Annotated in this window: 25 protein-coding genes and 3 tRNA genes; 8 read left to right on the top strand and 20 right to left on the bottom strand. The window is 58.0% G+C overall.

Translation table 11 applies throughout. From position 1 onward, the window contains the following. Positions 1 to 3: 3 nt before the first annotated feature. The 5 genes from ICA16_RS03235 to ICA16_RS03255 all read right to left on the bottom strand — a co-directional run bounded on the left by ICA16_RS03235 (position 4) and on the right by ICA16_RS03255 (position 5,336). Positions 4 to 1,026: an ABC transporter permease gene (locus ICA16_RS03235; protein WP_150615468.1), complete on the bottom strand. Its 1,023-nt coding sequence runs from the start codon at positions 1,024 to 1,026 to the stop codon at positions 4 to 6. Continuing rightward, entirely contained in the window at positions 1,026 to 2,087 is a 1,062-nt protein-coding gene (locus tag ICA16_RS03240) for a microcin C ABC transporter permease YejB (RefSeq protein ID WP_150602444.1), read from the bottom strand. The genes ICA16_RS03235 and ICA16_RS03240 overlap by 1 nt, the downstream gene beginning before the upstream one ends. Beyond that, the gene (locus ICA16_RS03245) at positions 2,087 to 3,955 is read right to left on the bottom strand and encodes an extracellular solute-binding protein (RefSeq protein ID WP_210699917.1); all 1,869 of its coding nucleotides are present in this window, start codon (positions 3,953 to 3,955) and stop codon (positions 2,087 to 2,089) included. The genes ICA16_RS03240 and ICA16_RS03245 overlap by 1 nt, the downstream gene beginning before the upstream one ends. Positions 3,956 to 4,088: 133 nt before the next feature. Then, positions 4,089 to 4,370: a peptidylprolyl isomerase gene (locus tag ICA16_RS03250; protein ID WP_150615470.1), complete on the bottom strand. Its 282-nt coding sequence runs from the start codon at positions 4,368 to 4,370 to the stop codon at positions 4,089 to 4,091. A 96-nt stretch (positions 4,371 to 4,466) separates the two neighbouring features. Beyond that, a complete protein-coding gene (locus ICA16_RS03255; protein ID WP_150615471.1) occupies positions 4,467 to 5,336 on the bottom strand; it encodes an esterase/lipase family protein in 870 nt (289 codons plus the stop codon). Positions 5,337 to 5,660: 324 nt separating this feature from the next. Here ICA16_RS03255 and ICA16_RS03260 point away from each other — a divergent pair, with 324 nt between their 5' ends. Beyond that, positions 5,661 to 6,752, top strand: coding sequence for a hypothetical protein (locus tag ICA16_RS03260; protein WP_228734120.1), 1,092 nt, complete (start codon positions 5,661 to 5,663; stop codon positions 6,750 to 6,752). A 54-nt stretch (positions 6,753 to 6,806) separates the two neighbouring features. Here the strand turns inward: ICA16_RS03260 and ICA16_RS03265 are convergent, their stop codons facing one another. After that, positions 6,807 to 7,883, bottom strand: a complete 1,077-nt coding sequence (locus ICA16_RS03265) for a 3-deoxy-7-phosphoheptulonate synthase (protein WP_210552851.1) — start codon at positions 7,881 to 7,883, stop codon at positions 6,807 to 6,809. A 638-nt stretch (positions 7,884 to 8,521) separates the two neighbouring features. Here ICA16_RS03265 and ICA16_RS03270 point away from each other — a divergent pair. The 7 genes from ICA16_RS03270 (at position 8,522) to ICA16_RS03300 (ending at position 12,690) form a co-directional block, all read left to right on the top strand. Beyond that, positions 8,522 to 8,965 carry a GNAT family N-acetyltransferase gene (locus ICA16_RS03270; protein ID WP_210552850.1) on the top strand — a complete coding sequence of 148 codons (444 nt, stop codon included), beginning with the start codon at positions 8,522 to 8,524 and terminating at the stop codon, positions 8,963 to 8,965. Between the two features lie 127 nt (positions 8,966 to 9,092). Beyond that, positions 9,093 to 9,734 carry a response regulator transcription factor GacA gene (gene gacA / locus ICA16_RS03275; protein WP_016984198.1) on the top strand — a complete coding sequence of 214 codons (642 nt, stop codon included), beginning with the start codon at positions 9,093 to 9,095 and terminating at the stop codon, positions 9,732 to 9,734. 1 nt (position 9,735) lies between these two features. Next, positions 9,736 to 11,559, top strand: coding sequence for an excinuclease ABC subunit UvrC (uvrC, locus tag ICA16_RS03280; protein ID WP_042562105.1), 1,824 nt, complete (start codon positions 9,736 to 9,738; stop codon positions 11,557 to 11,559). A 32-nt stretch (positions 11,560 to 11,591) separates the two neighbouring features. Continuing rightward, complete coding sequence (pgsA, locus tag ICA16_RS03285) at positions 11,592 to 12,152, top strand: CDP-diacylglycerol--glycerol-3-phosphate 3-phosphatidyltransferase (RefSeq protein WP_150592577.1); 561 nt, start codon at positions 11,592 to 11,594, stop codon at positions 12,150 to 12,152. A 60-nt stretch (positions 12,153 to 12,212) separates the two neighbouring features. Continuing rightward, a tRNA-Gly gene (locus tag ICA16_RS03290) sits at positions 12,213 to 12,288 on the top strand. Between the two features lie 45 nt (positions 12,289 to 12,333). After that, a tRNA-Cys gene (locus ICA16_RS03295) sits at positions 12,334 to 12,407 on the top strand. Positions 12,408 to 12,603: 196 nt separating this feature from the next. Next, positions 12,604 to 12,690: transfer RNA gene (locus tag ICA16_RS03300), tRNA-Leu, on the top strand. A gap of 40 nt (positions 12,691 to 12,730) precedes the next feature. On the opposite strand, the gene ICA16_RS03305 is transcribed toward ICA16_RS03300, so the two are convergent. The 14 genes from ICA16_RS03305 to ICA16_RS03370 all read right to left on the bottom strand — a co-directional run bounded on the left by ICA16_RS03305 (position 12,731) and on the right by ICA16_RS03370 (position 23,525). Then, entirely contained in the window at positions 12,731 to 12,973 is a 243-nt protein-coding gene (locus ICA16_RS03305; RefSeq protein ID WP_228734121.1) for a hypothetical protein, read from the bottom strand. Between the two features lie 36 nt (positions 12,974 to 13,009). After that, on the bottom strand, positions 13,010 to 13,315 hold the full coding sequence (locus ICA16_RS03310) for a DUF6482 family protein (RefSeq protein WP_150602380.1): 306 nt from the start codon (positions 13,313 to 13,315) through the stop codon (positions 13,010 to 13,012). 14 nt (positions 13,316 to 13,329) lie between these two features. Next, entirely contained in the window at positions 13,330 to 14,040 is a 711-nt protein-coding gene (locus ICA16_RS03315) for an SDR family oxidoreductase (RefSeq protein ID WP_210552847.1), read from the bottom strand. Further along, entirely contained in the window at positions 14,037 to 14,579 is a 543-nt protein-coding gene (locus ICA16_RS03320; RefSeq protein WP_210552846.1) for a DUF3833 domain-containing protein, read from the bottom strand. Before ICA16_RS03320 ends, ICA16_RS03315 begins: the two co-directional genes overlap by 4 nt. Positions 14,580 to 14,661: 82 nt before the next feature. Next, on the bottom strand, positions 14,662 to 15,219 hold the full coding sequence (gene folE / locus ICA16_RS03325; protein WP_210699918.1) for a GTP cyclohydrolase I FolE: 558 nt from the start codon (positions 15,217 to 15,219) through the stop codon (positions 14,662 to 14,664). Between the two features lie 450 nt (positions 15,220 to 15,669). After that, positions 15,670 to 15,954 carry a hypothetical protein gene (locus ICA16_RS03330; RefSeq protein ID WP_210552845.1) on the bottom strand — a complete coding sequence of 95 codons (285 nt, stop codon included), beginning with the start codon at positions 15,952 to 15,954 and terminating at the stop codon, positions 15,670 to 15,672. A gap of 260 nt (positions 15,955 to 16,214) precedes the next feature. Next, entirely contained in the window at positions 16,215 to 16,445 is a 231-nt protein-coding gene (locus ICA16_RS03335; protein WP_150615477.1) for a hypothetical protein, read from the bottom strand. A gap of 121 nt (positions 16,446 to 16,566) precedes the next feature. After that, positions 16,567 to 16,797, bottom strand: a complete 231-nt coding sequence (locus ICA16_RS03340) for a hypothetical protein (RefSeq protein ID WP_150615478.1) — start codon at positions 16,795 to 16,797, stop codon at positions 16,567 to 16,569. Positions 16,798 to 16,868: 71 nt separating this feature from the next. Continuing rightward, a complete protein-coding gene (locus tag ICA16_RS03345; protein WP_210699919.1) occupies positions 16,869 to 18,506 on the bottom strand; it encodes an ABC-F family ATP-binding cassette domain-containing protein in 1,638 nt (545 codons plus the stop codon). 144 nt (positions 18,507 to 18,650) lie between these two features. Continuing rightward, positions 18,651 to 19,688, bottom strand: a complete 1,038-nt coding sequence (locus ICA16_RS03350) for a DNA topoisomerase IB (protein WP_210699920.1) — start codon at positions 19,686 to 19,688, stop codon at positions 18,651 to 18,653. Positions 19,689 to 19,760: 72 nt separating this feature from the next. Then, complete coding sequence (gene modC / locus ICA16_RS03355; RefSeq protein ID WP_210699921.1) at positions 19,761 to 20,840, bottom strand: molybdenum ABC transporter ATP-binding protein; 1,080 nt, start codon at positions 20,838 to 20,840, stop codon at positions 19,761 to 19,763. A 3-nt stretch (positions 20,841 to 20,843) separates the two neighbouring features. Further along, the gene (gene modB / locus ICA16_RS03360) at positions 20,844 to 21,524 is read right to left on the bottom strand and encodes a molybdate ABC transporter permease subunit (RefSeq protein WP_047301428.1); all 681 of its coding nucleotides are present in this window, start codon (positions 21,522 to 21,524) and stop codon (positions 20,844 to 20,846) included. Further along, positions 21,525 to 22,292 (bottom strand): molybdate ABC transporter substrate-binding protein, encoded by a 768-nt coding sequence (gene modA, locus ICA16_RS03365; protein ID WP_210699922.1) that lies wholly within the window; start codon positions 22,290 to 22,292, stop codon positions 21,525 to 21,527. Positions 22,293 to 22,460: 168 nt separating this feature from the next. After that, positions 22,461 to 23,525, bottom strand: coding sequence for an NAD(P)H-dependent flavin oxidoreductase (locus ICA16_RS03370; protein WP_210699923.1), 1,065 nt, complete (start codon positions 23,523 to 23,525; stop codon positions 22,461 to 22,463). Between the last annotated feature and the right edge of the window lie 83 nt (positions 23,526 to 23,608).

Raw genomic sequence — 23,608 nt, forward strand, 5'->3', positions numbered from 1 at the left:
GCTTCAGGATCGAGGGTCGAACGCGTCACGTAACGCTTCGCCGATGAACACTAATAAAGAAAGGATCAGCGCCAGCGTGAAAAACGCCGTCAGTCCGAGCCACGGTGCCTGCAAGTTCTGCTTGCCCTGGCCGATCAATTCGCCCAGCGAGGCACTGCCAGCAGGCATACCGAACCCAAGGAAGTCCAGCGCGGTGAGGGTGGAAATCGCTCCGGTCAGAATGAACGGCAGATAGCTCAACGTCGCATTCATGGCGTTGGGCAGGATGTGCCGGACAATCACTTTGCGGTCAGTCAAACCCAAGGCGCGCGCGGCTTTGACGTATTCCAGATTGCGTCCGCGCAGGAACTCGGCACGCACCACGTCCACCAATGCCAGCCATGAAAACAGCGCCATGATCCCCAGCAGCCACCAGAAATTCGGTTCGACGAAACCGGAGAGGATGATCAGCAGGTACAACACCGGCAACCCGGACCACACCTCCAGCAAACGTTGCCCAAGCAGATCGACCCAGCCGCCGTAATAGCCTTGCAAGGCGCCGGCTGCGATGCCGATCACGGCGCTGACAAACGTCAGCATCAGTGCAAACAGAATCGACACCCTTGCGCCGAAGATCACCCGCGCCAACACATCCCGCGACTGGTCGTCGGTGCCGAGCCAGTTGACCGCCGTGGGTGGGCTGGGTGCCGGTTTGTTGAGGTCGTAATTGGGTGTGTCGTCACTGAACGGAATCGGCGGAAACAGCAGCCAGCCACCGTCCTTGCGGATCAGGTTCTGCACGTAGTCGCTGCGGTAATCGGCCTGGAAGGGCAGTTGCCCGCCGAACTCCTGTTCGGTGTGGCGTTTGAATACCGGGAAATACCACTCGCCCTGATAGCTGACCATCAGCGGCTTGTCGTTGGCGATCAGTTCGCCGCCCAACGTCACCACGAACAGACCGATAAACAACCACAACGACCACCAGCCCCGGCGGTTTTTCTTGAAACGTTCGAAGCGGCGGCGACCCAGAGGCGAGAGCTTTAACATCAGGCGTTCCTCGCGGCGAAGTCGATGCGCGGATCGACGAGGGTGTAGCACAGGTCGCCGATCAGTTTTATCAGCAAACCGAACAGGGTGAAGATGAACAGCGAGCCGAACACCACCGGATAGTCCCGGGAAACGGCCGCTTCGTAACTCATGCGGCCGAGACCGTCGAGAGAGAAGATCACTTCGATCAGCAGGGAACCGGCGAAGAACACACTGATAAAGGCTTGAGGAATGCCCGACACCACCAGCAACATCGCGTTGCGGAACACGTGGCCATACAGCACACGGCGCTCGCTCAAGCCTTTGGCCCGAGCCGTGACCACGTACTGGCGGGTGATTTCGTTGAGGAACGAGTTCTTGGTCAGAATCGTCAATGTCGCGAAACCACCGATCACCAGCGCGGTGACCGGCAACACCAGATGCCAGAAGTAGTCGGCGATCTTGCCAAGGGTCGACAACGATTCGAAGTTGTCCGAGACCAGACCTCGCACCGGGAACCAGTTCAGCGACGTGCCGCCGGCAAACACCACGATCAGGAACATCGCAAACAGGAACGCCGGCATCGCATAGCCAATGATGATCGCCGTGCTGCTCCAGATATCGAAATGGCTGCCGTGATGCACGGCTTTGCGGATCCCCAGCGGGATCGACACCAGATAAGTGATCAGCGTCGCCCACAGCCCGAGCGAGATGGTCACCGGCATTTTTTCCAGAATCAGATCGGTGACCGTCGCGCCACGAAAGAAGCTCTTGCCGAAGTCCAGTTGCGCGTAGTTCTTCAACATCAGCCACAGGCGTTCATGGGCCGGTTTGTCGAAACCGTACTGTTTTTCGATGTCCTTGATCAGTTGCGGGTCGAGACCGCGGCTGGCGCGTGATGTACCGCTCATGGTCTCGCCCGAACCGCCGCCGACATTCGTCCCGCCAATGCCCTGCAAGTGCGCGATCGCCTGCTCGACCGGGCCACCGGGCGCAGCTTGAATGATGACGAAATTGACCAGCAGAATGATCACCAGCGTCGGAATGATCAGCAGCAAACGCCGCAGTATGTAGCCCCACATCAGCGCGGCCCTCCGGGTCTGCCACGGGTGATTTTCTCGGCGGTCATCTGTTGATTGGTCAGCGGCGTGCGGCTGATTTCCCACCAGCTCTCGATGGCTTCGTCATTGCTGGCCTGAACCGACGGAATGCCGAAACGGTTCCACCAGACCGTCGAACTGCCCGGCGGATAGTAGTTGGGAATCCAGTAGTAATTCCATTGCAGCACCCGATCCAGCGCATGGGCGTAGTGCAGCATGTCGGGTTTGGTCGTGGCGCGGATCAGGCCGTTGATCAAGGTGTCCACTGCAGGGTTTTTCAACACCATGTAGTTATTGGCGCCAGGGTCGTTGGCAGATGCAGAGCCGAAATAGTTGAGCAGTTCGCCACCCGGCGACGTAGTGACAGGGTAGCCGGTGACGATCATGTCGTAGTCGCGGTTCATCAAGCGGTTGACGTACTGCGAGGCGTCGATGCGGCGGATGTTGAGGTCGATGCCGATCTGTTTCAGCGTGCGCTTGTAGGGCAGTAACAGGCGATCGATGCCGTTCTGGCTGACCAGAAATGTAAAACTCAGCGGCTCGCCTTCGGCATTCACCAGTTGATCGCCGTCAGGTTTCCAGCCGGCCTGCTCAAGCAATGCGAGGGCTTGCAATTGCTTGTCGCGGATCACGCCGCTGCCATCGGTTTTCGGCGCTTCGAAGACTTTCGTGAAGACCTCGTCGGGAACCTGTCCACGCAACGGTTCAAGGATTTTCAGCTCTTGTGCATCGGGCAACTCCCGCGCCGCCAGATCTGAATTGGAAAAGTAGCTTTGCTGGCGGATGTACAGATTGCGCATCATCTGCCGGTTGCTCCACTCGAAATCCCACAGCATCGCCAATGCCTGACGCACGCGTCGATCCTGGAAAGTCGGTTTTTGCAGGTTGAACACAAATCCCTGGGCAGATTGCGGCGCCTCGGTGGCCAGATGGGCTTTTTGCAGCCGCCCGTCGCTCAGGGCGGGGCTGTCATAACCGATCGAGTAGCCGGTGGCGGAAAACTCGCGGTTGTAGTCATAGGCGCCACCGCGCAGCACCTGGCGTGCGACGTCGGTGTCGCCGAAGTATTCGATGCTGAAATGATCAAAGTTATACAAACCGCGGCTGACCGGCAGATCCTTGCCCCACCAATCGGCATTGCGCTCGAACGTGATACTCCGTCCCGAGTCAACCTTGCCAACCCGATAAGGTCCGCTGCCCAGTGGCGGTTCATAACCACCGCCGCCGGCAAAATCGCGACGCTTCCACCAGTGCTCGGGAAACACCGGCAGGGTCGCGATATCCAGTGGCAAGGTACGGTTTTCATTGCTTTTGAAATCGAAGCGCACGGTCAGCGGTGCTTCCACTTCGAGGCCTTTGACGTCGGCGAACTGTGTGCGATAGCGCAAGCTGCCTTGGGTCATCAACAAATCGAAGGTGTAACGCACGTCTTCGGCGGTGATCGGCTTACCGTCGGCAAAGCGGGCCTTGGGGTTGATAAAGAACCGTAGCGACAGGCCGTCGACCGAGCGCTCCATTTTTTGCGCGACCAGACCGTAGACGGTGTACGGCTCGTCCATCGAACGCTGTGCCAGCGGTGAGTACAGCATGCCGTCGATCTGGCTGACGCCTATGCCTTTGTCTATATAAGGAAGGATGTGGTCGAAGTGGCCGATTTCGAGCGCCGAGCGGCGCATCGTTCCGCCCTTGGGGGCCAGCGGGTTGGTGTAGTCGAAGTGACTGAAGTCTGCGGGGTATCTGGCGGGTTCGCCATACACGGTCAACGCATGTTGCGGTGCAGCGTTCACACCAGCGGCGCCCGACAGCAGGGCGAGGGCGGTGAGCATCAATGTAGGGAAAACCAGTCGCATTGTCAGCCTTGGAACCGGGTAATCGATAGGCGCAAGTTGTACGCGAGAGGCGCGTCAGTCGCCAGCCGTATGTGTAACTGAAACACAACGGCCCACCAAAAGGCGGGCCGTTGTATAGCAATCAGACGAAGGATCAGTCCTGACGGCTGGTGACTTCCAGCAGGTGATAACCGAACTGGGTCTTCACCGGGCCTTGCACGACGTTGATCGGCGCGCTGAAGACCACGGTGTCGAATTCCTTGACCATCTGGCCAGGACCGAACGAACCCAGATCACCGCCCTGACGGCTGGACGGGCAGGTGGAATTGGCTTTGGCGACTTCGGCGAAATCAGCGCCGCCTTCGATCTGGGTCTTGAGTTCGTTGCACTTTTCTTCGCTGGCAACAAGGATGTGGCGGGCAGTGGCTTTAGCCATGGGGAAACTCTCCAATCTATTTCAGTAAAGTGTGGAGCCTACCGGAATCAGTGGCCGAATTCTCGGCAAAGTTCCGTGCGATTGTCGACTATCTGATCACAGATTCGCTGCTTTCAGGCGCGCGGCATGCTCAACGTAAAGACCAATCGGGTCGAGTTGGCCGGGGCAGCCATCGGCAGGGCGGCGCAGTGTGCTCAGGTGATTCAGCGGATAGTCAGACCGGATCACTTGCCCCAGGTGGGAGCTGAAGCGTCCTACGAAACCGTCATTCTGTTGCCCCTCCGTTATGAAATATTGCGATAGCGCCCGGTAAACGCCTTGAATCGGATCGAGAGTGGGCAGGCCGTTTGCCGGTAGCACTCCGCTCCAGGAGTAATAGTGCACGCCATTGACTTGCCCGGGGCCATCGCCGCCCCAAGTGCTGGGCAACCCCTGTGGGTATTTGTCGTTGAAGGCGCCAACCCCCACGGTGGTCAGTGCATTGAGCGCCGCCAACGCGTTCTGCGGCAGGTTGACACTACCGCTGAGCAGTGAAAGGAAGTCGGCAAACAGCGTTGCAACGTTTTGCGCGACCACTTCCGGCAACTGACCCGGAACCAGAGCCTTGCGCAGGAAGTCGGCCAGTTCGGAGCCGTGGTTTGGACCACTGACTGAAGTCACCGAAGCAACGGCGTGCGGAGCAAGCGCCGCCGCGTATCGAGCAGTCAGTGCGCCCTGGCTGTGGCCGATGAGGTTGACTTTGCTGACACCTGTGCCTCGCAGGACGCGATCAATCTGCGCCAGCAATTGCTCGCCCCTCATTTCGTTATTGTGGGTGGCGGAGAGGTGAGGAACAAACACTCGGTTTTGAGCGTTTTTCAGCGCCACCTTGACGTCGTGAAACAGCTCGAAATGGCCAATACGCTCGAATCCGAACAGGCCGTGTACCAGAAGGATGGGATAACGAGTTACAGCATTCCGTTGCATGTTCTTACCTTTTTTCGCAGAAGTTCATTGGGGAATCTGTGGGCCACTCTAAAACACACAACTCGTTGAAGAGGTACGAAGAGGCTTCAATTGGCCGTTGAATCTGGACTAGTGGTCGTGAGAAGTTTCGGAAACAGTCGAAATCCAAATCGGAAGTTCTGGCCGTCTCCCGCAGGAACCTGCTCGATCTTGCGTAAGTTGCCTACCGGCCCCATTGCTTTTGCGCCATGGATGCGGCGAATTGGGCTGATAGCGAGACCGCTCGCAAACGCGTTCAATGTTGGCTGTCGACGCCGTCAATGAAGACAGCGTTTTGCCCAAGGAATGGAATTGCGAATGAACACGCATGAGATCGAGTTTTGCTACCGGATGCGCCACACAGCCAGCGCCAGCAAGACAGGTGAATTGTTGCCAGCTGCAACGCTCGATGCGTTGCAGGGCACTGTCCTGGACCCCTCGCAAAGCAAGGTCGTCGTCCGTATCGCCGCGTATCCAGGCATGGCCAGCGGTGATCAACTGCTGTTGAGCTGGGACGGGCTGGATATCGAGGGCTATGCTTATCAGCATGAAATGGTGCGCTTCGTCAGCGAAGCTCAGGTTGGCAAAGACGTCATTTTTGTTATCAAGGGCATACACGTCGCGGCTTTGGATGGCGGCTCACTGGAGGTCCGCTGGACACTCGTCAGCGCAACATTGCCCGAGCCCGCAGTGTCTGCACCTCTGCAATTGTCTGTGGGGGATACGCGGGCGCAGTTGCTGGCGCCGCACGTCGAAGGTGCAAGTGGCGCGACGCTGGATCCGGCGCGTGTCGCTGAAGGCGTACTCATCACGCTGCAGCCATACGCCCGCATGGCTGCAGGCGATCAGGTTTCGCTAATGTGCTCTGGCGACGCATCACCCCTGTTGTTCAGCGATCGATTGAAAGTCGAAACCTTCGCAGTCTCCGATGTCCTGTCATTTTGGGTCGAGCCTGAATTCATCGCGGCACATCTTGGTGCCGAGGTTTCGGTACGCTACCGAATCGAGCAGGAGGGTGGAGTGGTGCGCGAATCCGAGCCAGCGCGAATACTGATCACGCCGTTGCTGCTAGGCGAGCTGGATGCGCCTGATGTACTGGAAGCTGAGGATGGTGTGCTACTGACGGAGGATTCGATCGATGGCGTCACTGTGGTGATCGGCAATGCCCAAACGCAAGAGGGTGAGTTGGTTTACCTCAAGTGCGACGGTGCATATTTCAATCATCGGGATGACCGTGAAATCACCCGGGAAACCGCAGGCAAGCCGCTGATTTTCATCGTTCCACAGCGCTTCTGGCGTGAGCATCATGGGTCGACCGTCTCTGTCGCCTACACGGTCGAGCGTCTGGACGATGTCAGTCAGGCCTCTGCGGTAACACTGGTGCGGGTCGAGGCGTAGCTGCGACACGATTCTCCCTCCGGTTTTTAACCAACCGGAGGGCAGGTCTTGCTATCAGCCTCTGGTTTGCGCGCCAAGGCGTTGAGCCGCATCGAGCAGCAGTTGCTCGGTTGCGCTGAAACCCAGGCAGCCATCAGTGATCGAAACACCGTATTGCAGCGGTGCACTCAGTGGCTGACAACCTTCGAACAGATGCGACTCCAGCATCATGCCAATCAACGAACGATCGCCCTGCAAGCGCTGTTCAAGCACTTCGTTGAACACGCCTGGCTGGCGCAATGGATCCTTGCCACTGTTGGCGTGACTGCAGTCGACCATGATCCGGCTGGGGATCTTCAGGCGGATCAGTTCGGCGTGAATCCGTGCCACGCTCTCGCGATCATGATTCGGCCCTTGATGGCCGCCTCGCAACACTAGATGGGTGTCAGGGTTGCCGGATGTCTGAATGATGGCCGGGTGTCCCTGGCTGTCGACGCCGAAATGCCGATGAGGGTGGGCTGCCGAACGCATGGCGTCAACGGCAACGGTCGCACCACCGTCGGTGCCGTTCTTGAAGCCCACCGGCATGCTCAAGCCGCTGGCCATTTCGCGATGGATTTGCGATTCAGTGGTGCGTGCGCCGATCGCAACCCAGCTCAGCAGATCGTCGAAGTAACCGGCGGCCATCGGTTGCAGCAGTTCGGTCGCCACCGGCAAACCCAGTCGGATCATTTCCAGCATCAGCTCGCGGGACAGTGCCAGGCCACCGGCCATGTCATCACTGCCATCCAGATGCGGGTCGTAGGCCAGGCCTTTCCAGCCGACAGTGGTGCGCGGTTTTTCGACGTAGGCGCGCATGACCAGCAGCACTTCGTCGCTGACTTGTTCAGCCAGCCGGGCGAGTTTGCCGGCGTATTCAAGGGCGGACTGAGGGTCGTGGATTGAGCAAGGGCCGACAATGATCAGCAGGCGCTGGTCTTCGCCGTTGAGGATCGCGCGAACCGCTTGGCGGTGGGCGGCGACCTGGCGGCTCAAGGCATGGCTCAATGGCAATTGCTGCTTGAGTTGCAACGAGCTCGGCAGACGCAGGGTCAGGGCTTCGTTGGCGCAAGTGTGGGTGGACAATGGCAGTGCAGAAACGGACGAGTTCATATTCGGTCTTCCTGGGCAGGCGGCGGGTGCTTCCCGCTCGCTCGGCCCTACTGGGGTGTTCGACAATTGGCCGTATTGGCTACGTGTTCGGGTTTGCCACCTGTAGGTGACCGATCGGAGGCGGCAGGCTGTCCCGAGCGGAGGCTGGTAAATCGCCAGGCGCTAAAGCTGTCGTAACGGTAATAAGTGGCGTAGTTCATTTGATGAATCCTCAAAGTGTCTGGTGTGTGGCTGAAAAGTTTGTGGCCTGAAAAAACAAAACCCCCGGTCGGGAGGCCGACCGGGGGTTGAGAAATCTCTGGTAGGCGACCCGTTTACTTGGGCGCCATGTGGGTATCAGGCGCGCCAGTGGCTAAACCAATACCCAAAATAAAAGCTGACTGGAGCGCAAACGTCATTCGCCCGGGCAGCCGCAACCGAGCGCAGGGCGCTGGCGGTATGAAGCTGTGAGAGGGCGTTGAACATGGTCTGTCTCCGATGAATGCGCCGAGCTTACTAGAGGCCTATACGCCTCAGCAATCAGAAAATGCTATCGAGCCGCCAATGAAACACCTATTGCTTGAGTCCGGCATGTGTTGTGACACACTCCGCTGTTACCCGCAGATGGCAGGAGCGGGCAAGTCCGTGATGGAGGCAAGATGAGATTTCGTATGTGTCGCGCGACACCTGAAGACTTGGTGTTTGCCCGCGCTCTCACCTGTCAGAACATGCTGCATTACTACATTCATCATGAGCTGTTGTGGCAGGACGAGGCGTTCGACGTGGCATGGTCGGGGCGTGAAAACTGGCTGATAGTGCTTGATGACGTACCGGCGGGTTTTTTCAGTCTGAGTCGGGATGTGCGGGCGCTGTATATTCGTGAATTGCAAATGGCTGAAGCCTTTCGGGGGCAGGGCGCAGGATCCTGGGTGATCGATCAGGTTATAGGCATGGCCCGACAGGAAAGGCGTCCGGCGTTACGTCTGACGGTATTCGAAAATAATCCGGCAAAGAAATTGTATGAGCGAAAAGGACTACACGTGCAAGGTGAGGATGAGTGTTTCCTGCGAATGCAGCTCGATATCAGTACACCTGTGCTCTGAAACCCACGGCCGGCAAGCCTTGAATGATCGTTTGAAACTTTTTAAATGAAGCTTGCCGCTAGGTCTGTCGGGCACTTTTTGCTAAGGTGTCCGGCATCCCAATAAGACCATATCGCGAGGTGTCTGCTTGATTAGGGTGCTAGTGGTCGATGACCATGATCTGGTTCGTACGGGCATTACACGGATGCTGGCCGATATTGATGGCTTGCAGGTGGTTGGCCAGGCCGAGTCCGGGGAAGAATCCCTGATCAAGGCCCGAGAGTTGAAACCCGATGTGGTCCTGATGGACGTCAAGATGCCCGGCATCGGCGGACTGGAGGCCACGCGCAAGCTGCTGCGCAGTCATCCAGACATCAAGGTGGTCGCGGTTACAGTGTGTGAAGAGGATCCTTTTCCTACACGGTTGCTGCAGGCTGGCGCAGCGGGTTATCTGACCAAGGGCGCCGGGTTGCCGGAAATGGTCCAGGCCATTCGCCTGGTATTTGCCGGGCAGCGCTATATCAGCCCGCAGATTGCCCAGCAATTGGCGATCAAGTCCTTTCAGCCGTCCAATGACTCACCCTTCGATGCCTTGTCCGAGCGCGAAATCCAGATCGCATTGATGATTGTCGGCTGCCAGAAGGTACAGATCATTTCCGACAAGTTGTGTCTTTCACCGAAAACCGTGAACACCTATCGCTACCGTATTTTCGAGAAGCTTTCGATCAGCAGCGACGTCGAGTTGACACTTTTGGCGGTTCGTCACGGCATGGTTGATGCCAGCCTCTGACATGACTGAAACATTCGATTCCAGTGCCTTTCTGTCGACCGTCAGCGGGCGCCCCGGCGTGTACCGCATGTTCGACAGCGATGCGCGCCTGTTGTATGTCGGCAAGGCCAAGAACCTCAAGAAGCGACTGGCCAGCTACTTTCGCAAAACCGGCCTGGCGCCGAAGACGGCTGCACTGGTCGGACGCATTGCTCAGGTCGAAACGACCATCACCGCCAATGAAACCGAGGCGCTGCTATTAGAGCAGACGCTGATCAAGGAATGGCGGCCGCCGTACAACATTCTGTTGCGCGACGACAAATCGTATCCGTATGTATTTTTGTCCGATGGCCAGTTCCCGCGTCTGAGCATTCATCGTGGGGCAAAAAAGGCCAAGGGCAAATATTTCGGACCTTATCCAAGCGCTGGCGCCATCCGTGAAAGTCTGAGCCTGCTGCAGAAGACGTTCTTCGTTCGCCAGTGTGAAGACAGTTACTACAAGAACCGTACCCGCCCGTGCCTGCAATATCAGATCAAGCGTTGCAAGGCGCCTTGCGTCGGGCTGGTCGAGCCTGATGTTTATGCTGACGACGTGCGTCATTCGGTGATGTTCCTCGAAGGGCGCAGTCATGCGCTGACCAACGAGCTGTCCAGTGCGATGGAAGAGGCGGCGATCAACCTCGAATTCGAGCGCGCCGCCGAGCTGCGTGATCAGATCGCTCTGCTGCGCCGTGTGCAGGATCAACAAAGCATGGAGGGGGGCACGGGCGATATCGATGTCATCGCGGCCTTCGTCAACCCGGGCGGCGCCTGCGTGCATTTGATCAGCGTCCGTGGCGGGCGCGTGCTGGGTAGCAAGAACTTCTTCCCGCAGGTCGGGATTGATGAAGACGTTTCTGAAGTCATGGCGGCGTTTCTAGGTCATTACTTCATCAGCAGCCCGGAGCGCGACCTGCCCAGCGAGCTGATCGTCAACGTGATGCACGAAGACTTTCCGACGGTGATCGAGGCGATCCATGAATTGCGTGGTCGCGAACTGGCCATCAGTCATCGGGTACGTGGCACGCGCGCGCGTTGGCAGCAATTGGCTGTTACCAACGCCGAGCAGGCTTTGGGTGCGCGTCTGGCCAATCGTCAGCACACAGCGGCGCGGTTTGAGGCCTTGGCTGAAGTGCTGAACCTGGATGAGCCACCGCAACGGCTTGAGTGTTATGACATCAGTCACTCCAGTGGTGAGGCGACGGTCGCTTCCTGCGTGGTCTTTGGTCCGGAAGGCGCGATCAAATCGGATTACCGTCGCTACAACATCGAAGGTGTCACGGCGGGCGACGATTACGCCGCCATGCACCAGGCCCTGACGCGCCGTTTCAGCAAACTCAAGGACGGCGAGGGTAAGTTGCCGGACATTCTGCTGGTAGACGGTGGCAAGGGTCAGCTATCGATGGCTCGCGACGTGCTTAATGAATTGGCCGTACCGGATTTGATCCTGCTCGGTGTCGCGAAGGGTGCAACGCGCAAGGCGGGTTTCGAAACGTTGTATCTGAATGATGCGGCGCACGAGTTCACCTTGCGCGGTGACTCGCCGGCGCTGCACCTGATTCAGCAGATACGCGACGAAGCGCACCGTTTTGCAATTACGGGACACCGGGCACGTCGTGGCAAAACCCGCCGTACGTCAACGCTGGAAGGCGTTGCTGGAGTAGGGCCGACCCGACGTCGCGACTTGTTGAAACATTTTGGTGGATTGCAGGAGCTGACTCGTGCAAGCATCGAAGAGATAGCGAAAGCCCCGGGGATCAGTAAAAAGCTCGCAGAGTCGATTTATGCGAACCTGCATAGCGAGTAGAATGCCCCTTCACCTCGTAGCCAGTTGTGCCGATGAATATCCCTAATTTGATTACCGTTCTACGCGTCCTGCTCATCCCGATCTTCATTCTGCTGTTCTATCTGCCATATCAGTGGAGCTACATGGCCTCCGCCTCGGTGTTTGCCTTTGCGGCAGCAACGGACTGGCTGGATGGTTATCTGGCGCGGCGCCTGGAGCAAAGCACTCCGTTCGGAGCGTTTCTTGATCCGGTCGCTGACAAACTCATGGTCGCCGTTGCGCTGGTGCTGCTGGTTCAAGAGCACGGCAACCTCTGGCTCACGCTGCCAGCGGCGGTAATTATCGGTCGCGAGATCGTCGTTTCGGCACTGCGTGAATGGATGGCCGAACTCGGTGCGCGCGCCCACGTGGCTGTATCGAATCTCGGCAAATGGAAAACCGCAGCGCAAATGCTCGCGTTGGTGATTCTGTTAGCTCATCCGAAGGACTTCAACTTCTGGGTTATCTTGGGTTACGCCTTGCTCCTGGTGTCGGCAGGCCTGACTTTGTGGTCGATGGTTCAATACCTGCGCGCCGCCTGGCCGCATCTGAAGACTGATGTAGAAAAGAAATAAAACTTTTTTGAATCAAGGGGTTGACGGAGCTTCTTAATTCTATAGAATGCGCATCACCAAGCGGGAATAGCTCAGTTGGTAGAGCACGACCTTGCCAAGGTCGGGGTCGCGAGTTCGAGTCTCGTTTCCCGCTCCAATTTGTACGTGTTTGTTGTTGTGCTACTGACAGCAGATGCTTTGAGGCCGAGTAGCAAAATGGTTATGCAGTGGATTGCAAATCCACCTACGCCGGTTCGATTCCGACCTCGGCCTCCACTATAAACAAGCTCCGTAGATCCATGATTTACGGAGCTTTTTTATTTGCAGTGCGTTGCAAGATTTAGTCTTGAAAAACGGCCATTGCGAACTTGCTTCACCGGGAAGTGATGTATATATTTCCCGCTCAGCTGCTGGAGCCTGCATCCTGTCAGGATTGCGAGCAAGCCGCTGGAAACAGCAACACAGCGCTACCGCCCGAATGGCGAAACTGGTAGACGCATGGGACTTAAAATCCCCCGCTCGTAAGGGCGTGCCGGTTCGATTCCGGCTTCGGGCACCATCTATATCAAGGGCTTGCATGACATACCTCATGCAAGCCCTTAGTTCTTTTTTCCGTAATCAAAAAATCTTTTATGCAATTCCTGCCCTTCTGTCACTTCGTAGGGGGTTACCTTCATGCCCTTACGCGTCCGGATATCCTGTTCTTTCAGCCCGACAGATGCATGCCCTAACTGGTCTCGAGCTGCGTAGATGCTCTCTGTTGGCTCCTCTTCGCCCGCTTTCGCTTTTGCTCGTATCCCGAATTTGAAATTCTGCTTGCGGAATTCAGGCGCAACCGGCACGTAACATTCATTCAGTGGAACTCGGCGTTGTCCGATTCATAATGGCGTGGTGAGCGAAAACGGAAGGCGCAGTTCTTCAACAGGCCCTGTATCCCTGCCGCACATTTCGTCGTGCACGCATTGCTGCACCAGCACGCAAGGAAATGCAGGGACGGTCTGCAGCAAGTCACGCAGGTGGGTGATCGAACGCAGGTGCATCGGCTTGGTCGCATCATCAAGCAAGGTGAACTTGCCGTGGTCCAGGCGGATCCGTGCCAGATAAAAACCACCTTCGAGTGATAGCAGTTCCAGCTCGCGTATTTCGCTGTTGGCCGCGTGTTCGGTGAGGGTCTTCAGGTTCATGCTTCACTCCTTGCCTACCAGGGCAGGCGTTCTCCATCGTAAGCAAAGAAATGGCCGCTGTCGGCCGGCGTCAACTGGTCTATCAAGGTCAGTAATTGGGCCGCGGCAATGTCTGCCGGCCGGGCACTGGAGGCTCCGCGGAAAGGTTGCGACAATCCCGAGACAACCGTGCCTGGGTGCAGACTGAGCAAGCGGCTCTGCGGGCGAGTGCGTGCCAGTTCAATGGCGGCGGTCTTGATCAGCATGTTCAGTGCAGCCTTGGAGGCGCGATAGGCGTACCAGCCGCCCAAACGGTTGTCGCCAATGCTCCCGACCTTTGCCGAAAGCATCGCCATCGCTCCCATAGGATCGAGCAGCGGCAGAAAGTGGCGCAGCACCAATGCCGGCCCCAGCGCGTTCACTTGAAACACGGTCTGAAGCGCCTCCGGCTCAATTGCACTGAGGCTTTTTTCCGGCTTGATTCCGTCGCGATGGAGCAGGCCGGCCGCGTGTACGATCAGTTGATACGGTGCTTCGGATGCCAGCTCGGTGGCGGCGCTGGCAATCGTTTCGGGTCGTTCAAGGTCCAGCTCCGGAACGGTATGGCGCCCCAGCGCGCGAACGCCGGCACAGAGCGGATCCTGTTCGAGCTGTTCGCAAAAAGCCGTGCCGAGGGTTCCACTGGCGCCGATCACCAGCGCGCGATAACCGTCGCCTAGCGAGGCCATGGTCAATACGCGATTCATTGGCTCGCTCCGGCGCCCTGGCGACGGAAGAATAGCGTCACCAGGCCGACCTCTACCCCGAACTTGGACATAGCTGTGCGGTTGATCAACGTGTCCTCGTCCATCAGGTACATCCAGTCGTCCATGCTCATTTCGTAGGTCGAGTCGTCGACCGGGAGGTTCAGGCGATAACGCCAGTGCAGCGTGTTTCCAGCGATTTGGCCCTTGGCGACACCCACCACATCATCCGCGCGACCGCTCCAGCGCCCCTGGCCCTCGGGCGTGAGGGTCCAGACGCGGCGCTGGCGTGTGCCGTCGCTGTATTTGAAGCGCTCGTCGAGAATCAGGTTGTTGCCCTCGCGGTGGCTGACGATGTTGACCTCGAAGCGCTTGACAACCTCACCGCTGCGCTTCTGAAACATCCCCCAGGCTTTGACGGGCTGGCTGAAAAAATGCTCCAGATTCAATGCCGGTTGCTGATCCGCATAACGGGCGACATCCACACTGCTGCAACTCCCGACGCTGAGGGCCATTGCCAGTATCAGTAGAAATCGGGTCATTGCCTTACTCCCTGAAGTACAAAGGTGACGAGTGTGAAGTTTCGAACTATGGGCTTGTACAATGGGCAGGCCATGTATAGGTTTATCGCCGTCCGATCAGCTGCAGAAACTCCTGCCGCGTCGTCGAACTATCACGGAAGGCGCCCAGCATTACGGAGGAAGTCATGACCGAATTCTGCTTCTCTATGCCGCGCATCATCATGCACATGTGCCTGGCTTCAATGACCACCGCCACACCGGCGGCATCGGTGATCTGCTGGATGGCTTCAGCAATCTGCCGGGTGAGGTTTTCCTGGATCTGCAGGCGACGCGCGAACATATCAACCACTCGCGCGACCTTTGATAGCCCCAGCACCCTGCCGGTGGGGATGTAGGCCACATGCGCCTTACCGATAAAGGGCAGCATGTGGTGCTCACACAAGGAATAAAGCTCGATGTCGCTGACGATCACCATTTCATCGCTCTGCGACTCGAACAAGGCACCGTTGGTGACGTCTTCCAGGCTCAACGTGTAGCCATTGCACAGATACTGCATCGCTTTGGCGGCACGCTTGGGCGTGTCTAACAGCCCCTCGCGCTCGGGGTTCTCACCGACGCCGACGAGAATTTCACGGTAATGGCTGGCTAGTAGTGGGTTCATTGAAGTGTCTCGTGGCGTTGGTATGGGTGAGGGCCAATCCATAGCTAAAAAGTTGTACGCCGCTAAGTGCGCTGTATAGGTTTTATTCAAGATAGGCTGAAAAAAATCATCTGACAATGAATCGGCAATCTTTTTGTGCAGATGCGAAAACTTCACATCGCAGATGTATGAGGTTGCTCGGATAGCTTCTCGGAAGCCAATGCTCACGACGTGCACTTACAACCTGGGATGGGAAACACTTACATGGCAGTGCCGCCAACCATCGCGGTATCGGCGGCGAACCTGAGTTCAGTGTTAATGCTCAGAAGGGTGAAGCAGGCGATAGCAACGCGTTTGACGAACGCGTGAATGATGCATCTCTTTGATTCTTCGACCCGTCGAATGAGAGGCGATGGATCTACGCAGAGACACGAAAAAAGGGCCGAGAGAATCGGCCCTTTTTATGCTGTCCTAAACAAAGGCTTGTCCGCTAAAGCCGCGGGGCAGCCGCTGAAGTCCGACCATCGTCGTCAGCCGTTCAATCCATTCGGCGCGCCAGTTTGCTGGGCCGTGTGAGGTTTTTGCGTGTCGCGCGTTGCGGCGGGCCGCATTGCGCTGGTCTTTTCTTGCTTGTTTGAAGGCATCGGTATTGCGGCAACTGCGGCACTTCACGCGATTGAGTTCTTTGCTCGCGCTCAGTTGTTCGCCTTTGTGACCACAGGCCAGATGCCCGTCGACGTTGAAGTGGATGACCATGCACTGTCTCCTTCGTGACGTGTATAGATTTTGACCATTTCAATACAACGACGTTCGGGGCGGTTTTCTGCAGGCAAAAAAACACCCGCATGCGGGCGGGTGAGAGGGGTGTTTCTAAAGGAGTGACGCTACTGTAGGCCAGCAGATGTGATGGTTATGTGAAAAGAACCACGCCAGTTCACAATCCAGATAAAACGCGCCCAAGCAGGATTTCAGTGACACTCGTGCCACCTCGGGTGATTACCGCTGAAAACCCGTTGTCATCTGAAGCGAGGCAGTGGCCGATCAATAGGCTTGAGCGCCGACAGTGAGTTGCGGATCAGCGGAGTATCTTTTTCGATGTCATTCAGGCGATCGCGGATGCGCAGGGCTGTCGGGTGCCCGCCTTGATGATCGACCCAGTCGGCTATCTCTTTGCAAGCGGCCGCGAGGCGCGCCTGCCGGGCGTCGAGCAGGGTGAGGAGGGTGGTGATGGACTCTTTTTCGGACATGAAACACCTCCGTACTTTGAAACCGCTGAGCGGCAGCAAAAAGCCCGCGAGTTGCGAGCTTTCTGCCGATGGGGCGCTGCTCCTTCAGCTGGTTTCAGTATAGACCCGCTGCTGATCGGCATCAGCTTGATAACTGTCGGGCCGGTGTGGTTGAACTGGCTGCGTTGAGACGCTTGCATTCGTCTCGGGCGTCCTCTTCCACGTCGTAGCCATCGCCAATGAAACCGCCAGTGCGAGTATCGCAGATGCGAAACCAGCTTTTGGCTTCTGCGGGATCATGCTGGCTATCAGTGGCGCGTCGCCCGTGAATGATGATCTTGTTGCAACGCTTCACGACGAAAATGTCTTCCATGGCGTCACCGCAGTTGATTCGTGTCACATCTACTATAGAAGCCTTAAGCAATTGTGCAAAAAACAGTCAGGTCAATTCGTCGGTTGCAGGCGCCATCCTTCGGCGTGCCACTGCAGTTCATGGGTTGGGTTTAACGCCCGTAGAAACGCCTGATCGTGGGAAACCGCCACAATCGCCCCGGGAAATGTCTGCAAGGCTTGCTCGAAAGCTTCCACCGAAGTCAGATCAAGGTGATTGGTCGGCTCATCGAGCAACAGTAATTGCGCGGGTGTCTGGCGCCATAACGCCAGAGCAAGCGCGGCTTTCAGGCGTTCACCGCCACTGAGTGAACCGCAGGGCAGGGTGACGCGTTGCGCGTTGAGTTGCAGATGTGCCAGGTAACTGCGCAACGTGCCTTCGCTCAGCGGTGTTTGTTGCTCCTTCAGCTGTTCAACGATAGACATACGATCATCCAGCAACGTCAGGTGCTGATCGAGGAAAGCCAACGGCACATAGGTGATGCAGGTGCCGGAAAACGGCTTCAGTTCACCGCTTAGCAGGTTCAACAAGGTCGATTTGCCACAGCCGTTCGGGCCACTGACCGCAATGCGCATCGGCCCGTGGATGGCGAGGTTCAGCCGTGTCGATGGCGCGTCAATCGGTAGCCACGGCAAACGGGCGTCGATCAGCGTGCCGACCTGGCGCGTGCTCGGCACGATGCATCCCGGCAGATTGATCAAGACGCCGCCGTCAGGTACGACCTTCGCGAAGGCGTCTCGCACCCGGGTATCGAGATCGGTTTTATGTGACTGCTGGCCAAGGCGCACGTGGCCCATGATTTCCCGCGCAGCCGCTTTCATCGCCGCCCGTTCGAAGCCGGCCATGTTGCCGGTCTGTGCGTCGCGTCGACTGCTGGCGGCGTGCCGCTGGATTGTGTCGTGCTCGCGTTGCAGTCGTGCACGCTGGCGCTGGCGTTCGACTCGGGCCTGATCGAGCTTTGCCTGCGCCGCAGCTTGATGGAGCTGGCGCTGTTCAGTGAATTCTGAATAACGCCCCCTGAAGACAGTCGCCCCCAATGGCGTGAGTTCGACAATTCGACGCATCTTTTCCAGTAACTGGCGGTCGTGACTGACGACAATCAGGCCACCGCGCCATGCTTGCAGTGTGTTCATCAGCCATTGCCGACCCGCGCGGTCGAGGTGGTTGGTCGGCTCATCCAGCACCAGTAATTGCGCGGGGTTCAGCAGCGCACCGATCAGGGCGATTCGGGCCTGCTGGCCACCGCTGAGCGTTTGCGTCAGGTCGGTGGCAACGATGTCGGGCAGTCCGGCTTCATCCAGTCGCTGACGCAAGCGCTCCGGTAAATCCCAGCGTTCGCCGATGAGGTCGAAATCCTCGCTACTGGCGCAACCCATCTCCAGCCGCTCGAGCGCCGCGAGTCCCGGCGCCGTGCCTGTTGCGTCGGCTACTGTTTGCCCGCAGGAGGCGACGAAGTTTTGCGCAACGTAATTCACCGAAACTGAACGCACCAAACTGCCGGTGCCAGGCTGCAATTGTCCGGCTATCAGCCGCGCGAGCACGCTTTTGCCGACGCCATTGCGACCCACGATAGCCGTCGGCAGATGATCGAATTTGAGATTGAGGTCGTTGAAAATCGTCTCGCCATTGGCGAATTGAAAGCCCATTTGATTCAGGGAGACGAGTGCAGACGTACGCGAGACGTGAGTCATCGGCACCTCCAGAAAATGTCGTGAAAGCTGACAAGCGCTAATAAGCGGCAAGTCGCGATTACATTTTTAGAAGGCCGGGTTGTTCACGTTTGCGATCATCCTGAGGAGGGAAGGTGGCTAGCCTAGAGGACGACGCACAGCCGATCAAGGGGCGACTGCCATCTCGCTCATGCGTTCGAGAAACATCGCGAGCGCCACTTCTTCGGTGCGCAGCCCCTTGCGTACGCGTGGGCGCGGCAATTCGGCAAGCGCGCCGAGCATGAAATTTTCCACCACGGCAGGGTGGATGTAGCACTTGCGGCACACTGCAGGCGTGTTGCCCAACTGTTTGGCAACGCCTTTGACCATGTCCACCACATGCCGTTTAGCTTCGGTTTCTGACTCATGTTTTAGCTCGCGCAACACGGCGAGGGCCAAGGCACTGCCGGCCCAGGTGCGGTAGTCCTTGGCGGTGAAGTCGGCGCCGGTCAGGGTTTTCAGGTAGGTGTTGACGTCAGAAGAGCTGACGGTGTGCCGTTCGCCATGTTCATCCAGATACTGAAACAGGTTCTGCCCGGGAAGTTCCAGGCAGCGTTTGATGACCCGCGCCAGGCGCCGGTCCTTCACGGTGATCTGGTGTTCGATACCGCTCTTGCCGCGAAACTGGAACAGAATCGCGCTGCCGTTGACCTCGACATGCCGACTGCGCAGGGTGGTCAGACCGTAGGAGCGATTATCCCGCGCGTATTGCGTATTGCCGACTCGAATCAAAGTCGCATCGAGCAAGGTGATCACCGTGGCCATGACCTTGTCGCGACTGAAACCGGGTGCAGCCAACAGTGCTTCCAGTTGTTTGCGTAACTTCGGTAATGCCTGGCCGAACTCGCGAAGCCGCGAATACTTGTCGGCATCACGCACTTCACGCCAGCGCGCGTGATAACGGTATTGCTTGCGACCACGGGCATCGCGGCCGGTGGCTTGAAGATGACCGCTCGGGTCGGGGCAGATCCACACGTCGGTGTACGCTGGCGGCACGGCGAGGGTGTTGATGCGTTTGATTTCATCCGCATCGGTAATGCGTTGGCCCGACGGTTCGAAATAACTGAACTTGCCGCGCAGTTTTTTGCGGGTGATGCCGGGCTGTGTGTCATCGACGTAATGCAGGTCGGATGGCAGTGCATCGGTCAGCTCGGTGTCGGGCATGGCGGCTTCCTTCGGTGGCGCAGTGGTCGTTAAAACCATTGACCGCACGCCGAAGCCGTCGTGCCGAATGATTTACGCGAGCACCGCGACTGCCTTTATTTGCGCCCACAAGTGAAGGCCAGGACGCACGCCCAATTGGTCACGGGAGAACCTGGTAATGCGCGCCAGCAACGGCGTGCCGCCCGCGTCGAGACGAATCAACACATGCGCGGCATTGTCCGCCGCCTGCTCACTGATGACGGTGACCGGCAGGCGATTGAGGATGCTGCTGGATTCGCTGTTTTGCAGGGTCAGGCTGATGTCGCGCGCATGTACCTTGCAACGCAAGGTCTGGCCCACCGCCATTGGCGCATGCGTTACGCGGATGCTCATTTCGGTGGCCGGCAATTGCAGGCTCAGCAGCTGATAATCCGCGTCGTAGGCGCAGACCTGACCTTCGATGATCACGCCCGCGTCATCGCCCATGGCCATCGGCAAGTCCAGACGGGCCAGGGTTTCACCAATCGGCCCGCTGGCCAGGGCCTTGCCGTCGCTGAGCAGCACCAGATGATCGGCCAGGCGCGCGACTTCGTCCTGCGCATGGCTGACGTACAGCAGCGGAATATCCAGCTCGTCATGCAAGCGTTGCAGATAGGGCAGGATTTCGTTTTTGCGTTGACTGTCGAGTGCTGCCAGTGGCTCGTCCATCAACAGCAGTTTCGGGCTGGTCAGCAGCGCACGGGCGATGCCGACACGCTGACGCTCGCCACCCGAGAGATGCTGGGGATGACGCTCAAGCAAATGACCAATGCCGAGCAATTCAGTCGCGTGCGTCATGTCGACCCGGCGCTGGGACTTGGCAATACGTTTGAGGCCGAATTGCAGATTGGCCAACACTGACAAATGTGGAAACAGGCTGGCCTCTTGGAATACATAACCCAGTGCGCGTTTGTGCGGCGGGACGAAAATACCGTTGTCGCTGTCCTGCCACACCTCGTCGTTGACCCGGATAAAGCCTTGCTCCGCGCGTTCGAGCCCGGCGATGCAGCGCAGGCACGTGGTTTTGCCCGACCCGGAATGGCCGAACAGCGCGCTGACGCCGCGGCCCGGCAAGTGCAGATCGACGTCCAGGCTGAAGCCTGAATAGGCCATCTTCAAACGTGCATCAATCATCGATCAGCTCCAGCCCGCGCGGGTCTTGCGGCTGGAGTACAGCGCAAGCAACACCACAAACGAAAACACCAGCATCGCGCCAGCCAGCCAGTGGGCCTGTGCGTATTCCATCGCTTCAACGTGATCGTAGATTTGCACCGAGACCACGCGGGTCTTGTCGGGGATATTGCCGCCAATCATCAGCACGACGCCGAACTCACCAACGGTATGTGCGAACCCGAGGATGGCCGCTGTGATGAAACCGGGGCGGGCCAGCGGCAGGATCACGCTGAAAAAGGTGTCCCACGGATTGGCGCGCAACGTTGCGGCAACTTCCAGCGGGCGGGTGCCGATTGCCGAAAACGCGTTTTGCAACGGTTGCACCACGAACGGCATGGAATAGATCACAGAACCAATCACCAGCCCGGTGAAACTGAACGTCAGAGTGCCGAGCCCCAGCCATTGGGTGAACTGGCCAAGAAAACCGTGTGGTCCCATCATCAGCAACAGATAAAAACCGATGACGGTCGGCGGCAGCACGAGGGGCAGGGCGACGATCGCCCCGACCGGGCCGCGCAACCATGAGCGAGTGCGCGACAACCACAGGGCAATCGGCGTGCCGATAACCAAAAGGATCGCGGTGGTCAGGGACGCCAGTTTCAGGGTCAGCCAGATCGCCGCGAAATCGGCACTCGTCAGCGACATTTAGAGTTGGTAGCCGTAAGACTTGATCACCGCAGCGGCTTTCGGGCCCTTGAGGTATTCAACCAGTGCCTTGGCCGCGGCGTTGTCCTTGCCTTTGCTGAGGATCACCGCGTCCTGTTTGATCGGGTCATGCAGGCTGGCCGGTACGATCCACGCCGAACCGCTGGTGACTTTGCCTTCCTTGTAGATCTGCGACAGCGCGACGAAGCCGAGTTCGGCGTTGCCAGTCGAAACGAACTGGTAGGCCTGAGTGATGTTTTGGCCTTCGACGATCTTGGCTTTGGTCGCTTCGGTCAGCTTGAGTTTTTCCAGCACTTGCGTGGCTGCCAGGCCATATGGCGCGGTTTTCGGATTGGCGATGGACAGGTGCTGGTATTCGTTTTTCTTCAGGACCTCACCTTTGGCATCGATGTAACCGTCCTTCGCCGACCACAGCGCCAGAGTGCCAACGGCGTAAGTGAAGCGCGAGCCCTTGACGGTATCGCCTTCTTTTTCGAGTTTTTCCGGCGTGGTGTCGTCCGCCGAGAGAAACACTTCGAACGGTGCGCCGTTCTTGATCTGAGTGTAGAGCTGGCCAGTGGCGCCATAGGCTGCGACCAGTTTGTGCCCGGTGTTTTTTTCGAAATCGGCAGCGATGGCCTGAATCGGTGCCGTGAAATTCGCAGCAACAGCAACCTGCACTTCATCAGCCTGAGCAGCACTGATGGCGAATGCTGCAAGCAGTGAGGTGAGACAGACAGGGGCAAAACGTGAGGCACGAATGGTCATGTAGCAGCTCCGTTGTGGACGGTGCACAGGGCAGTTTTACTTGAGGTGGACTGCGCCATTGCAAATGGGGAAATCGCTATGTAGCGAAATATATAGCGATCCCCACTGTGTGGCGAGAGGATTTATCCTGACGAACCGCCTGACCTGAAACGCATCCCCCGCGCGGCATCAACGCACAATCAGCTTCGCCAATGCACCCTCGGCCAATTGGCGAGTCAGTTCAGCACTGCCGAGGTCTTGGCCCAGCGTGAATGCCTGACCTGCCCAGAGGTTGGCAAACTGCGCATCATCTTTTGCACGCAGCGGCATCAGGGCGCCACCGGCCAACGGGAATGCCGGTGCTTTGGCCGAAATTGGCCCCAGTTCGCGCATCACACGGTTGAGAATGCCCCGCGCCGGGCGTCCAGTGAAAATGTTGGTGATCGCGGTTTCACTCTCTTTGGCAGTGCGCAGAGCCTTGTGATGAGAGGCGCTGACTTTCGCTTCCGGGGTGAACAGGTATGCGGTGCCGACCTGTACCGCTGACGCCCCCAGCATGAAGGCGGCCGCGACGCCTCGCGCATCGGCGATTGCACCGGCGGCAATCACCGGCACTGTCACCGCATCGACGATCTGCGGCACCAGTGCGAACGTGCCGACTTGACTGCTCAAGTCCTCGCTGAGAAACATCCCGCGATGACCGCCGGCCTCGTAGCCCATGGCGATGATCGCGTCACAGCCATTGTGTTCGAGCCAGATCGCTTCATCGACGGTGGTTGCCGAGGAGAGGATTTTTGCGCCAGTGGCCTTCACTCGATCGAGCAGGGATTTCTCCGGCAAACCGAAGTGAAAACTCACCACCTCCGGCCGGAATTCTTCCAGCACTTCGCACGCCGCCGTATCGAACGGCGCCCGGTTGGATATAGGTGTAGGCGCATCGAAGTCGACACCCAGTTCGCGGTAGTAAGGTTCCAGCAGTTTCTTCCACTCGCGTGCGCGTTGCTCATGAGCAGTGGGTGGCTGGTGGCAGAAAAAATTCACATTGAAGGGCTTGTCGGTGTGTTCGCGAATCGTCTTCAGCTCTTCGCGTAACTGCTCGATGCTCAGCATCGCCGCCGGCATCGAACCCAGGCCGCCAGCGTTGCACACGGCGATCACCATGGATGAGTTTGTCGCACCGGCCATCGGGCCCTGAATGATCGGCGATTGAATGCCGAGCAGGTCGAGAATACGTGTGTCTGGCCATTGGCTCATGGAAGCGGACTCCGAACGATGAAACGGGGCAGGGACGGCGAAGCCGGTTTTTTACCAGCAAAACCAGGCTCCGGGCCACTTTG

Origin of the sequence: Pseudomonas anatoliensis (assembly GCF_017976235.1) — a bacterium.
Classification (GTDB): domain Bacteria; phylum Pseudomonadota; class Gammaproteobacteria; order Pseudomonadales; family Pseudomonadaceae; genus Aquipseudomonas; species Aquipseudomonas anatoliensis.